The sequence below is a fragment of the Thermogemmatispora onikobensis genome (assembly GCF_001748285.1).
GTDB classification, from domain to species: Bacteria; Chloroflexota; Ktedonobacteria; order Ktedonobacterales; family Ktedonobacteraceae; genus Thermogemmatispora; species Thermogemmatispora onikobensis.
The window spans coordinates 40,176-53,768 of sequence record NZ_BDGT01000004.1; the positions used below are offsets into that span (position 1 = coordinate 40,176).

The 13,593-nt window shown below is 60.8% G+C and carries 10 protein-coding genes and 1 tRNA gene; 5 read left to right on the top strand and 6 right to left on the bottom strand.

Annotation, left to right across the window (positions count from 1 at the left end; translation table 11 throughout):
• Positions 1–76: 76 nt before the first annotated feature.
• From BGC09_RS02865 to BGC09_RS02885, 5 genes are all read left to right on the top strand, one after another.
• Positions 77–994, top strand: a complete 918-nt coding sequence (locus tag BGC09_RS02865; protein WP_084657881.1) for a 4Fe-4S dicluster domain-containing protein — start codon at positions 77–79, stop codon at positions 992–994.
• Positions 995–1,000: 6 nt separating this feature from the next.
• A complete protein-coding gene (gene nrfD, locus BGC09_RS02870) occupies positions 1,001–2,152 on the top strand; it encodes an NrfD/PsrC family molybdoenzyme membrane anchor subunit (protein WP_069801910.1) in 1,152 nt (383 codons plus the stop codon).
• A gap of 411 nt (positions 2,153–2,563) precedes the next feature.
• On the top strand, positions 2,564–5,080 hold the full coding sequence (locus BGC09_RS02875) for a CDC48 family AAA ATPase (protein ID WP_218103944.1): 2,517 nt from the start codon (positions 2,564–2,566) through the stop codon (positions 5,078–5,080).
• A gap of 465 nt (positions 5,081–5,545) precedes the next feature.
• Positions 5,546–5,935 (top strand): hypothetical protein, encoded by a 390-nt coding sequence (locus tag BGC09_RS02880; RefSeq protein ID WP_052888508.1) that lies wholly within the window; start codon positions 5,546–5,548, stop codon positions 5,933–5,935.
• Between the two features lie 45 nt (positions 5,936–5,980).
• A complete protein-coding gene (locus BGC09_RS02885) occupies positions 5,981–7,744 on the top strand; it encodes an ATP-binding protein (protein ID WP_176728825.1) in 1,764 nt (587 codons plus the stop codon).
• Positions 7,745–7,920: 176 nt separating this feature from the next.
• Here BGC09_RS02885 and BGC09_RS02890 read toward each other — a convergent pair whose 3' ends face one another.
• The 6 genes from BGC09_RS02890 to BGC09_RS02915 all read right to left on the bottom strand — a co-directional run bounded on the left by BGC09_RS02890 (position 7,921) and on the right by BGC09_RS02915 (position 13,437).
• A complete protein-coding gene (locus BGC09_RS02890) occupies positions 7,921–8,439 on the bottom strand; it encodes a hypothetical protein (RefSeq protein WP_069801914.1) in 519 nt (172 codons plus the stop codon).
• A 91-nt stretch (positions 8,440–8,530) separates the two neighbouring features.
• Positions 8,531–9,175, bottom strand: a complete 645-nt coding sequence (locus BGC09_RS02895; RefSeq protein WP_069801916.1) for a protein-L-isoaspartate(D-aspartate) O-methyltransferase — start codon at positions 9,173–9,175, stop codon at positions 8,531–8,533.
• 387 nt (positions 9,176–9,562) lie between these two features.
• Positions 9,563–9,634, bottom strand: a tRNA-Val gene (locus tag BGC09_RS02900).
• Positions 9,635–9,997: 363 nt separating this feature from the next.
• Positions 9,998–11,476: a lysine--tRNA ligase gene (lysS, locus tag BGC09_RS02905; protein ID WP_069801918.1), complete on the bottom strand. Its 1,479-nt coding sequence runs from the start codon at positions 11,474–11,476 to the stop codon at positions 9,998–10,000.
• Between the two features lie 244 nt (positions 11,477–11,720).
• Positions 11,721–12,185: a transcription elongation factor GreA gene (greA, locus tag BGC09_RS02910; RefSeq protein ID WP_069801920.1), complete on the bottom strand. Its 465-nt coding sequence runs from the start codon at positions 12,183–12,185 to the stop codon at positions 11,721–11,723.
• A gap of 274 nt (positions 12,186–12,459) precedes the next feature.
• Complete coding sequence (locus BGC09_RS02915) at positions 12,460–13,437, bottom strand: biotin--[acetyl-CoA-carboxylase] ligase (protein ID WP_141727607.1); 978 nt, start codon at positions 13,435–13,437, stop codon at positions 12,460–12,462.
• Between the last annotated feature and the right edge of the window lie 156 nt (positions 13,438–13,593).

Genomic DNA, 13,593 nt, shown 5'->3' on the forward strand with positions numbered 1-13,593 from the left:
AATTGCGATCTGCACCTGTCTCCCTCGCCCGGTGCCGCCGCCGCTCTGGCACGTTGGCAGCAAAGGAGTGAAGACTATGGCGGTTGAAGCAGCGAGATCCCTGCCTGGGGCGCTCAAGCAGCTGCGCACCTTGCTGGAGCCGCTGCGCAAGGAGGAGCCGCTGCCTCCACAAACAGCGGTGGGCTTTTTTACCGACACCAGCCTGTGTATCGGTTGTAAAGCCTGTGAAATTGCCTGTAAGCAGTGGAACCAGCTCCCTGCCCGTGAACCAGTCTGGGCAGGGACCAGCTACGATAATACGCGCGAGCTGAACGCGATCAACTGGCGCCACGTGCTCTTTATCGAGCGCCTCGGGCGCCATGAGGAGAACCATCACGACGGAGGTAGCACCGTGGGAACGGTCGCGGCTCCCACAGAGTTACCTTTCTTCAATTCCGATCGCTGGCTGATGCTGAGCGACGTTTGCAAGCATTGCGCTCATGCTCCTTGCCTCGAAGCCTGTCCGACCGGGGCGATCATTCGTACTGAATTCGATACGGTCTATGTGCAGCAGGACGTTTGCAACGGCTGCGGTTACTGCGTGGTCGCTTGCCCCTTCGGGGTGATCGCTCGCGATGCGTTAGGAGGAACAGCGCGTAAGTGCACACTATGCTACGATCGCCTGAAGGATGGTCTGGAGCCAGCCTGCGCCAAGGTCTGCCCGACAGACTCGATCGTTTTCGGCCCAGTCGATCAGCTGCGCCAGCAGGCTCAGGCTCGTCTGGCTCAGCTGCATGAGCGCGGCTTGCACGAGGCCCGCCTCTATGGCGCCGACGATACCATCCTGGAAGGCGGCCTTCGCGCTTTCTTCCTGCTGCTGGACGAGCCTGCCGTCTACAACCTGCCCGAACGCCCGTCACGCCCCAGTAGACATGTTCTGCCCGCTTCCTTCTGGACGGCGCTGGTGGCGTTGGTACTGGGTCTGTTCGGAATCTTCTCGTTCAGGAGGCGATGACGAGCGATGCAGCCAGAGAGGCAGAGCTTTTCCACCTGGCTCGCTACGGGTCAGGCACTAGCGCAACGGCTTCGGCAGATCTCGCGCGCCACTGGCTGGATGGAGCGCCTGGCAGCGCTCAGCACAGGCTATCATCCAGACCCTGAACGCGAGCAGCAAGAGCCAACATATTACGACTATCCTGCTCTCAAAGAGCCGGTCTGGCGCTGGGAAATCGTCTGGTACTTTTTCTTGGGCGGCCTGGCCGCAGGCTGCTATTTCATCGCCAGCCTGGCGGCGCTCTTTGGCGGACCCGAGGATCGAGCGACGCGGCGAACTGGCTACTATCTCTCGTTGCTGGCCTTGCTCCCGTGTCCGTTGCTGCTCATCAAGGATCTCGGACGGCCCGAGCGCTTTCTGAATATGTTACGCATGTTTAAGGTGCGCTCGCCCATGTCAATGGGCGTCTGGTGCCTGGTAAGCTTCTCTTTCTTCAGCGGCCTGAGCGCTCTGATTCAGGCCGCTCGCGACCAGTGGCTGGGCCGCTGGTGGGGAGCACGCTGGCTGGCGCGTCTCCCTCAGCGCCTGCTGGCACTCCCAGGTATGGCGCTCGCTCTCTTCCTGGGAGGCTATACCGGCGTTCTCCTGGCTACCACGAGCATTCCGCTCTGGTCGCGCAGCAAGATGCTCGGCGCCGTTTTCATCTCCTCGGCCATCTCTACCAGCTCGGCACTGATCACCTTCGTGCTACGCCTCAGCGCCGCGCCTGCCGCCGCTCTGCACAAACTGGAGCGCCTGGAGTGGGGCGCGCTCCTCAGCGAGCAGCTCGCTCTCTTTGCTTTCCTGCGCGGTTCTGGACGTGCCGCCCGTGCCCTGGTGGGTAGCGGACCTGCGGAGCACGGACCTCGCTTCTGGCGCCTTGTGGCCATCGGCGGCTTGCTCCTGCCCTGGCTACTCCAGACATGGCTGCTGCTGACACGCCGCGCTCATGGAGAGGCAGCCACGGACAGGATGGCAAGCAAGCGGCCAGAGCGCAAGCGTGTGAGCCTCAGCGGCTTGTGGCTCTCACTCTTGGTCCTCATCGGCGGCTATTTTCTGCGCCGCACGATCATTGAGGCTGGCCATAGCTCCAGCCGAGATGCCCGTACCACGCTCTGGCACGCCCGCGCCGCTCGCTAATCACAAGCTCTGACTCTGCCTCCCCTGGTCAGCTTGCCCCTCCTCGGTGGCCAGTCCGTCCAGCCAGGCCATCCAGGGGCGATCTGGCCAGGCGGACGAGAGCCTTGCTCGCCCTGGTCCCGGCCTGTCTGGCCTGACTTGCCAGCGATCTTCAACTCTGAACCAAGCCACAGCGTAGATGTAATGAGTGAAAGGAAGTGACGGCGAGCCTGTCATTCCCCAGAGGTAAGCACCAGAGCAATCTTTCAGCGAAAGAGTAGGAACCGAGCAATGGAGGAGCCTCAGCATCACAGCGGCAGTGGGTCCGACAAGGTGGGAACAGGAAGAATCACCAGCCGCCTAGACTCAGAGGTAGAGACCCCAGAGGCGAGTCGGAGCGCAGGACCGGATACCATAAGGGTTCAGGAAGCAGTGAAGGCCACAGCCAGTCAGGATGAGGGCCTGCAGTTCGTTGTCGTCGAGGGCTTGCAGGTTGGACGTGGCGTTGCCCGTCTTGATCCGCGCGATATCGAGGCTTTGGGCTGTCAGCCTGGAGATATTGTCTTGATCAGCGGCGCACGGACCACCGCCGCCAGGTTGTTGCCTGGTGTCCCACAGCAGCGCGGGCAGCGTATCATCCAAATGGATAGCCAGGTACGCCAGAATAGCGATGCCGGCCTGGGCGAGCGCGTTACGGTTCGCAAAGCTCGGGTGCAGCGAGCGGAGAAGATCACCCTGCTGCCGCTGACCCGCGGTGCCCCCATTCAAGAGAGCGACCTGCAGTACATCGCACGCTACCTGGTGGGCCTGCCCGTCGTCACAGGCGACCTGCTTCGCCTCAACCTGCCGGGTACAGCGAGCCGTGAATTCTTGATTATTAGCACGGCGCCCGCCACACCCAGTTACCCTTCTCGCCGCTCGCAGCTAGAGGGGACAGCCGTCGCCCCCCTGGCCGAGCAGAACGAGCGGGCGGAGGTCGAAGCGGTCATCGTTCAACCGGGCACGGTCGTCCGCGCTCAGGCCCGCGGGGCCGGGCGCCCGGGCGGCCTGGGACGGGTCAGCTACGAAGATATCGGGGGCCTGGGGAAGGAGCTACAGCGTATTCGCGAAATGATCGAGCTACCGCTCAAGTATCCAGCGGTCTTCGATCGTCTGGGAGTAGAACCTCCTAAAGGGGTGCTGCTCTATGGCCCTCCTGGTACCGGCAAGACCTTGATCGCCCGCGCCGTCGCCTCGGAGACGAACGCAGCCTTCTTCGTGATCAATGGGCCGGAGGTCATCAACAAGTTCTACGGCGAGAGTGAGTCACGCCTGCGCGAAGTCTTTCAGGAGGCCCAGCGACGCGCCCCCAGCATCATCTTTATCGACGAGCTGGATGCGCTGGCACCGCGCCGTTCTGAAATGGGCGGCGAGGTTGAGCGGCGCATTGTTGGTCAACTGCTGGCCCTGATGGACGGCATGGCCTCGCGCGGCCAGGTCGTTGTCATCGGAGCCACCAATCAGCCCAACGCGCTCGACCCGGCCCTGCGCCGTCCGGGCCGTTTTGACCGCGAAATTGCCCTGCGCGTCCCTGATCTCTATGGACGCATGGAGATCCTGCGCATCCATACACGCGACGCGGCCCTGGCAGACGACGTTGATTTTGCCCGTCTGGCGCAACTGACCCCCGGCTTCGTGGGGGCCGATCTGGAGGCACTCTGTCGGGAGGCGGCCATGATCGCGCTCCGCCGCGTGCTTCCCTACATTGACTATCAGAGCGGCTACATTCCGTTCGAGACCCTGGTGAATCTCAATATCACGATGGCTGATTTCCAGGCCGCCCTGCGCGAGATCGAGCCTTCGACGACTCGCGAAGTCTACGTTGAGGTCAGTGAAACGACCTGGGATGATATTGGAGGACAGACCCAGGCCAAGCAGCTGCTGACCGAGGGTGTGGAGTGGCCGCTGCGCTACCCCGAGATCTATAGCAAGGCCAAAGTTGAACCACCCCGTGGCGTACTGCTGGCCGGCCCTCCCGGCTCCGGTAAAACCCTCTTGGCGCGCGCTCTGGCCAACCAGTGCAACGCGAGCTTCATCTCTATCAAAGGTCCCGAGCTGCTCTCAAAGTGGGTCGGCGAATCTGAGAAGGGGGTACGCGAGATCTTCAAGCGTGCCAAACAGGCGGCACCCTGCATCATCTTCTTCGACGAAATCGACGCCCTGGCACCGCGCCGCGGGGCCGAGCTGGACAACCATGTCGGCGATCGGGTGATCGCTCAGCTGCTAACGGAGCTGGACGGCATCGAGGGGCGCACGGGCGTTATCGTGCTGGCCGCCACCAACCGGCCCGAGCTGATCGATCCAGCCCTGCTGCGTCCAGGCCGCTTCGATTTGATCGTCGAGCTTACCTATCCCGATGAAGCCGATCGCCAGGCGATCTTCGCCGTGCACACGCGCGGCAAACCGTTGGCTCCCGATGTCAGCCTGGCGGAGCTGGCACAACTGACGCCAGGCCGCAGCGGCGCCGATATTGAGGCCATCTGTCGCCGCGCCTCGATGCTGGCCTTGCACGACTGGATCGAGCCGCGTCTGCAACAAGTAGGCCGTGTACAGATCAGCGAGGAGCAGCAGGAGGCGAAGGCTTCCGGCACGATCGGCACTCCCAGCCAGGCAGCTCAGACCAGCGGAGAGGAGAGCCACTTCTCTATCCGTCGTGAACACTTTCTGCATGCGATCGCCGAGCAAGAAGAGCGCTATCAGGCCCAGGCCAGGCTGGAAGCCGAGCGCGCCCGTCGCGACGAGGCCCGGCAGCGCCTGCTTGATCTGGCCGCCAGCTACGGCAGCCTCGGGAACCCACCTTCACAGACCGCTCTCCAGCCACCAGCGCTGCGTGGCTGGCGCCTCTGGCTCGCCCGTCTGCTCGGCCTACTGCCGCGCCACTCTCAGGCAGACCCATCTTCCTCCTCCTGAAGGAAGGGGCGATGGCGAATTCATCCGCGGGCAGGCAAGAGTCCAACGATCAGTCAGAGCGTCAGAGAAAACACGAGGGGAGCACGAGAGAGAGCCGTCCGGCGCCCTCTTCGCTCTCCCTTCGCGTTCCTCCTTCTGGTTCCCGACGGCTTGCCACCCCAGGCCCCCAAGGCGCACGGCGTGACAATTGAGGCAGCGCCTTCATTCCTGCGAAAGTTGGCCGTTTGCAAGCCGCCGAAGAGACGCCTGCCAGGAGCATAACCGCCTCTTTTAAGCAGTGCTTGCTCAATACATTGAGCAGGCATACGTATTAACACTTGATAAAGCCAGGCTGCTTCTCTCCTGGATCAAAGGCAAAGACATGTCAATACAACTACTTCGACTCCAATCAAAGTTAGCTGACCGGGATAGTTAGCGTGTGATATAATATAAAGGAGAGTGTGAGCATAGCGAAGGGAGACAACATTGTCGCTGTACTCATCAGACACCAGCTCTGCAGACTCCCGGAAGCCAGTTGTCGCGGCCTATCTAGAGGTCATTCGCCTGCTTGATGACCGTGTCGCGCCTCTCCTGGGCAAAGTGACCACGCGGGTCCTCGTGCAGGGCGCGGCCCGGCGAGTAGCGGAGAAGTACCCATTTCTTCACTTTCTTGAGCGTATCCCATATACTGAAGTCACTCCGGCGATTGCCCAGGAGCAGCTTGGTGGTCAATCTCCGCAGGAGCTGACGGCAGGTTTGAATGCTCTTCTGGAGGAGTGTTTTGCGGGCTTGAAGGAACTCACCGGCGACCTGATTGTTACCCCGCTTCACGATGAGGTGACCCGCCAGCTCCAGCATATGTCGATCATGTCGTAAAGAGAAGATGGCCTAGCGTCGCAGCGAGCAATGGAGAAGAGCAGCGTGCAGTCTCAGTCGACACTTCCAGATGGCGCGTACCGCTCTTCCAGAGGATCGGGGGAAGATCGGCTGGCGGTTCTCCGCCATGAGATAGAATATCTTAACACCATCGGGAAGCGCTTCGTCGCCGCCAACGATCGCTTCCAGGTCCATCGTGCCCTACTGGCCACGTTACAAGAGTTATACAGTTTCTCCGCCTGTGCTATCCTGCTCAAAGGTCAGCAAGGCGACCCTTTCGAACTCTCCATTATCCCTCGCTATCCCCTCAGCGCTTCCTTCCTCCAGGAGATGATCCAGCGGATCGCTCGCGCCGCCAACATCATTGACTTCCCCAACGTGACGCCCGAGGAGCTGGCCGTCGCAGCCTATCTCGATGCTCCCGATGACCTGGCTCTGATGGAGCCACAATCTTCTCCTGGCAGCAGCGAAATCGGTGACTTCCTCCATCTGCCACTGGCCGTCGAGGACCGCATCATTGGCCTGCTCAGTCTCTTCCACGAGCGCGAGGGCGTCTTTGATACGCAGCTTCTGCAGCTCACACGCATCATCGCCGACTACGCCGCCATCGCTCTGGAGAATATGCGTCTGCGCGAGCGCGAGCAGGCCCTCTGGCGCGAGGCCGAATTTGAGCGGCGCCGGTTGGAGCTGATTATCAGCAGTATGGCTGAGGCCCTGCTGATCACCAATGCCCAAGGTGCCATTGTCTCCCTGAATCGCTTTGCCGAGCAGCTCTTCCAGCAGGCTGAGATCGACACACGCCTCGAACCTGGTGTACCCCTCCGCCAGCTTGCTGCTCGCAGCAACGTATCCTGGCTACGCGAGCTGACGCATGTCGTTGATCAGGCCCTGACCGGGCAGACGATCAAGAATCAGGAGTTGATCATCGGCGAAAGCGGCGAGGCCGTCCCGCTCACCTTGAGCATCAGCGCGGCCCCACTGAGCCAGGAGAGCCATCACCCGCTGCCCGGCGGCGCCGTTGTGGTGCTCAACGACATCACCGATCGCAAGCAGATCGAGAAGCTCAAAGACGAGTTCGTCTCGGTGGTCTCCCACGAGCTGCGGACCCCGCTGACCGCCATCAAAGGCTACACCCAGCACCTTGTTCGGCGCCTGGAGCGGCGCCTACGCCAGCAAGCGCGCGAGGGCCGCGAGCAGCCTGAGTCACCGGAAAGTTACGATCTACGAAGCCTCTACATCGTACAAAGCCAGGCCGAGCATCTGGAGCGCCTGGTCAGCGATCTGCTCGATCTGTCGCGCGTGCAATGGGGACGCCTGGACTTGCAATACACCCCTTTCTATCTGGCCGACCTGTTGGCCGAGCAGGTGCGTCTGGCCCAGGCCAACACCGAGCAGCACATTGTTCAGCTCGATGTGCAAGTCCAGGACAGCAAGGTGATCGCCGATCGCCAGCGCATCGCCCAGGTCGTGGGCAACATCCTGGACAACGCCATCAAATACTCACCCCAAGGGGGACATGTCACAGTGCGGCTGGAGAGCGCGGACGATGCATTCCTGGTCAGCATCAGCGACGAAGGCATCGGGGTCAGCCCTGAATACCTCGACCACATCTTCGAGCGCTTCTATCGAGTTCGCAACGCCGCCAGTCGCCAGTACTCGGGGATCGGCCTCGGCCTTTACGTTGCCCGCGCCATCGTCGAAGCGCACGGAGGCCGCATCGGCTACGCCAGCAATAAGCAGGGGATGGGCAGCACCTTCTACTTTAGCCTGCCGCGGAGCCCCAACCCAGTCGAGACAAGGCAGCCCTGACTGCCAGTGAACACCAGGCCCGGCCAGTCCTCTATCCGGCTCGACCTCAGTCCTCCCCATCTCAGGGCAGAGACGACCTTAGCGCTCGACCAGCCAAACGGTCAGCACAATGATCTTTTCATCCGCTCCCTTGCTACCTTCCCTTGCCACCTCGTGCCAACCGGCACGGATCTCGCCTAGAAAGCCTTCAACAGCTCGGTCGGCGTCGCCTGGAAGCGGTCCCGCAGGTAAGAGCGGCCAAAGGGAGTAAAATGGATAGTAGCCCAGCTTGCCCGCAAAATCTGAATATGGCGCAAGACGCGGGCCTCTCCCCAGAGTGGATAGAGCAAATCGCAGAGGGCATTAACAATATCGCCGGTACTGGTGATGAGCACACCGACCAGCGTCACCCCGACCACCCAGAGGAGGTGATGGGGGAGAGCCACCGGGCCGAACGCCGTAAAGAAGCCGATATAGACCATGCTGCCTGAGACCACTGCGGGCAGAAGCGCTTCCAGCACAATATAGAAACGCGACGGCTCACGCACAAACAGGGTGGTGATTCCCAGGGGGCCAATAGCCCAACCGATCAGCTGATCGCGCCGCACGAGCGCCAGCAGCAGATGGGACCCCTCAACCAGCAGCAGCCAGAGGAGCACAAAGGCAATTAAGCCCGGTATAGAACGAAGCTGGATACTGGCCAGTATCCCCGGCATGCTCATCCTCCTCGAACGTCGTAAACAGCGACACCAGAAACCTCTGTTTGTATTGTACGCCCACTGAGGGCCTGCCGACAACAGGACTTCACTATTCTTCCCACCCTCCTTTGCCAACCAGCGGCACAAAGACACAGCCCCCAAGCGAATGTACCTCCTGCCCGCCGGGCGTGCGCCGTATGACCAGCAGCTCCTGATGGTCGTGACTGCCCACAGGAATGACCAGGATTCCGCCCTGGACCAACTGAGCAACCAGCTGCTGAGGAATCTGCGGCGCCGCAGCAGTGACCACAATCCGGTCATAAGGAGCCGCCTCTGGCCAACCTAGCGAGCCATCACCCACAAAGACGGCTACATTATTCAGGCCCAGCTGCAGCAGCCGCCTTGCCGCCTGACATGCCAGCTGCTGGTAGCGCTCTACCGTTACGACAAAGGCCGCCAGACGTGCCAGAATAGCTGACTGATAGCCCGAACCCGTTCCAATCTCCAGAACCCGCTCCTGACCGCTCAGCTGCAGCGCCTGGGTCATCGTCGCCACAATAAGGGGCTGAGAAATGGTCTGACCACAGCCAATTGGCAGGGCCTGGTCAGCATAGGCCCACGGCTGATGTTGAGGATCAACGAAGCGTTCGCGCGGCGTGGCCCCAATGGCTGCCAGCACACGCTCATCGTGGATACCAGCGCTGCGCAAGCTCTCTAGCAGAGAACGGCGCTGCGTCTCAAGATCACGAGCCATAGCATTCCAGGGCAGAGTCGAGAGGAAAACACTCTATTCTAGATACCAGGCACACTATACGAGACCCATGCTCCAGGCAGGGAGAGGCGCAGAGGAAAAGTACAGCTAGCAAAGACCATCCTCCCTCGGCTATTGATCAGCTCACAGGGCCTCTGCCTTCTTCGAAGGCTCAGCTGCCCACTCCGAGATGAGACGCACGAGGATATTCATTTAGAGTCTAAAGCCTGGTGAAACAGACGTCAAGGAGAGCAGCGCAGCGTAGCGCCTGTTACCTCTCCTGCAACGGGCAGGGCGCGAGGGGGGGAACAACCTGGCCGTCAGGGCCAGCCTCGCTAGAAGGAAAAGGGGATAAAGCAGCGCAGGCAGAACAAAACAGGCATAAAAAGGTGGGCGCTACTGGGCTCGAACCAGTGACCTCTTCGGTGTGAACGAAGCGCTCTCCCACTGAGCTAAGCGCCCATTGACTCTACCAGCCGGGGTAAGCGCCGCTTGCCGGGCCTGTGCTCCATCCCCGACACTCTGGTATAGCTACTATAGCACTCCGGGCGGGGCTTGTCAAGTAGGGACACGGGGCATAGGTGGCAAGCGCCAGAGCGTCTTGGCGCGCGGCCTCATCAGCCAGCCAAAGACGCCGGTGGCGCAGCCTTTCCTGGTATTTGCCGACAGAAGAGGAGAGTAGGACTGGAGCAGGCAAGGCCAGCGGTCCAAAGCACCGCCCGGAGTATGAACCCAGGTAGCACGCAGAGGCATCAAGGGCGAGAGTAGAAGCGGGCGCGCAAGTGAGCAGGAATAGCGCTGGCTGGCTGGCTGGCTAGCAGCACTTCACAGCTCGTTAGGGGCCTTGCGCATTGTGGGGAAGAGAATCACATCGCGGATGGACTCCTGATCGGTCAGGAACATGACCAGGCGATCCACGCCGATGCCCAGCCCGCCTGTGGGAGGCATGCCTACCTCCAGGGCCTCCAAAAAGTCTTCATCAAGCACCTGCGCCTCCACATCGCCGTGAGCACGCTGGCGCATCTGATCCTCAAAGCGCTGGCGCTGATCGAGCGGGTCATTCAGCTCAGTAAAAGCGTTTCCGACCTCCAGGCCGCCCAGGAACGGCTGAAAGCGCTCCACCAGATCGGGCTGCGCCCGATGGCGCTTGGCCAGAGGCGAGACATCCAGCGGATAATCGGTCAAGAAGAGCGCGCGGCGTAGCGGCTCAGCTCCCTGGCGGAACATCGCACTCTTCAGCTCATCGATCAAGCGGCCTCGACCCAAGGTGGGATCAACCTCATAGCCACGGGCCCGCATCTCAGCGGCCAGACTCTCCCGATCGGGATAGCGATTCACGTCAATCCCAGTAAACTCCTCGATCGTCGCCAGCAAAGGTAGACGCGGCCAGGGGGGCGTCAGATCCACCTCATAGCCCTGGTAGCGAATGCGGGGAGTTCCGCAGGCCTCCAGGGCAATAGCATAGATCATCTCCTCTGTCAGGCGCATCATGTCCTCATAATCGGCATAGGCCTGATAGCACTCCATCATCGTAAACTCGGGATTATGCGTGCGATCGATCCCCTCATTGCGGAAGTTGCGCCCAATCTCATAGACTCGCTCGAAGCCGCCAACAATCAGGCGCTTCAAATACAGCTCTACCGCGATGCGTAAGTACATATCGCGATCGAGGGCATGATGATGAGTCACGAAGGGACGGGCCGTAGCGCCACCGTAGATGGGCTGCAGGATTGGCGTCTCCACTTCCAGGAAGCCATGCTCATCGAGGAAGCGGCGCATGGCGCGAATGACGCGACTACGTCTGACAAAGATCGGCTTAACCTCATCCCCATTGGCCAGCAGATCCAGATAACGCTTGCGCTGGCGCAGTTCGACATCTTCTAGCCCGTGGTACTTCTCGGGGAGTGGACGCAAACCCTTGGCAATCACCGCGAACTGCAGAACGTGCAGCGTGCGCTCACCCGTGCGCGTGTAGAAGAGAAAGCCTCGCGCTTGAATAAAGTCGCCGATATCCAGCAGCCGGACCGTGCGATAGGTTTCCTCACCGAGGTCGTTAATGCGGAAGTAGACCTGGATGCGACCAGTGCCATCCTCTATATGGGCAAAGGCCACCTTGCCCATCTCGCGGAGCAAGCGGATGCGTCCGACTAGAGAAAAAGAGTGCTCCTCTCCCAGCCACTCATCGAAGTGCTGCAGCACCTCGGCAATGGTATGGCTGCGCTCTACATGGTTGGGATAGGGATTGATACCGCGCTCACGCAAAGCCTGCAGGCGCTGGAGCCGCACACTTCTTTCATCAGCCATAACGCTCTTGGAAACTCCTCACAATGGTTTGCCGCTATTTTAACAAAATTCCGGGCCACTGGATAGCAGGGAGAGAGAAAGACCCGGCGGCAGCTCTCCCCGGATGGGAACCAAAGAGAAGGGCCGCACCAGAGAAGGCGGCCCCGAAAGACACAGCGGCATACTCCATCCTGGCTGGATCAGAAGACGAAAGCCCTCGGGGAGGAGAAAGAGAAATGCTCTCGTCGCAGGGGGAGAAGCTCATCTACTCGATGGCGAGGACCGTGTACTCTTTGACGCCACCAGGGGTAGAAACCATAACCAGATCGCCCACCTTATGGCCAAGCAAGGCTTTGCCAACGGGAGACTCGTTGGAGATGCGGCCAGCACTCGGATTCGCCTCATAGGCGCCTACAATCGTATAGCATGCCTCGCGCCCATCGCTGCAGCGCACATGCACCACCGATCCCAGGGTTACCTCGTCGCTCTGGACTTTCTGAATCGTGCGCGCGGTGGCGAGCATCTGCTCTAGCTCATAGATCTTCCCTTCGAGCCGGGCATACTCCGTCTTGGCCTCCTCATAGGCCGCATTGTCGTTGACATCGCCTCCCTCCTTGGCGTCGTGCAGGTAGCGCGCGACCTCAGCCCGCTTGACAGTACGCAGGAACTCCAGTTGATTCAGAAGACGTTGCCGGCCATCCTCGGTCAGATAGACGCCCTGTGTCTCCATCCTATGTTTCCCTCCATTGTCTGCAGGAAATCTCTCATCTACTACCAGAGTCTTCGCTTGCCTACCAACCTGCCGCGCCGCAACGAGGGGAAGGCGCCAACAGACAGTAAGCAGCTTCTTCAACAGAGAGCCGGTCCAGGTCTCTAGTATGCTGGCCGGTTGTACCTGAGTCAGCGCATCGGAGCAGACCAGGCGAGACAAAGTCAAGGACAGCGGTTCTCTTCTCCTCTCCTCTCACCTAGCGCCTAGTGGCGGGTCCGAGAACAGGAGCTGATCATCCAGAGGAGAGATGTCCCACATCTCCCCAGGTTACTGTCACCCGCTCGCCCGAGCGGCAGCACAGTAGCAACTCGCCGCTCTCAGTGACCTCTTCCGCCCTGCCTTCGAGCTGACGAGCCCCCTGCTGAATACGCACCAGACGTCCTAACGTCTGCAGGCGGCTGCGCCAGCGCTCGCGAATATGGCGAGCCACCGGCAGCGAGAAGAAGGCCGCCGAGACGGGAGACGCCGCGAGCGCGGATCGCTCAGCGAGTGCTCGACCCTCTTGCTGCAGGGCGAGATAGGAGTCCTCCAGATGCTCCAAAAGCCGGGATATAAACACCTCACGGCTCACCTGGCGACCGCACTCGGCCTCTAGCGTTGTCGGCGTCGGCACTTGAACCAGCGGAGCTGACGCAGCCGCAGGAGCCTCGGGACAGGACTGCACTGATCCGCCCGTACTCTGCTCGATCGCTAAATCCTTACTGCGTCCATTGACATTGACGCCGATGCCCAGTACGGCCACTAAACGACCCGCCCGATCGGAGCTGGTCTCGATTAAAATACCGGCAACTTTACGTTCGCCAATCAAGATATCATTGGGCCATTTGATACCAGCGACAAGGCCAGCGATATCAGCAATGGCCTCCACCACAGCCAGAGCGGAGAACATCGTGACCAGGGGAAGCGGGAAGCGTGGATAGAGCACCAGCGATAAGAGGACATTGCGCCCAGCCACATCAACCCAGCGGCGGCCTTGCCTGCCACGCCCGGCTGTCTGAGTTTCTGTGAGCGCCACCAGGCCCTCTAGACTCTCGCTTGGTGCAGCCTCGATGGCACGCTGCATTGCCAGCCTATTCGTCGAATCGACCACCGGAAGATAGAGCAGCCGCGCCTCTCCCTTCCCAAGGAGGCGAGTGCCTAACATCTGCTGCAGTCTGTCGAGATGCAATCGTTCGCTATTGGCCATCTGCCCTTGTGCACCGCTGCTCACCGCTGCTCACCTCGCTACTACCTCTCGCCCTTCCTCAGCTGAGGGCCTGGACTTTCCGCCAGGGTTTCACTAACCACTTTCGCTCTCCCCGCTTTCTTACGTTCTTTCGCACCGGCCTTGCCTCACCTTCCTCCCCACTCAGCATCAGCACCACCC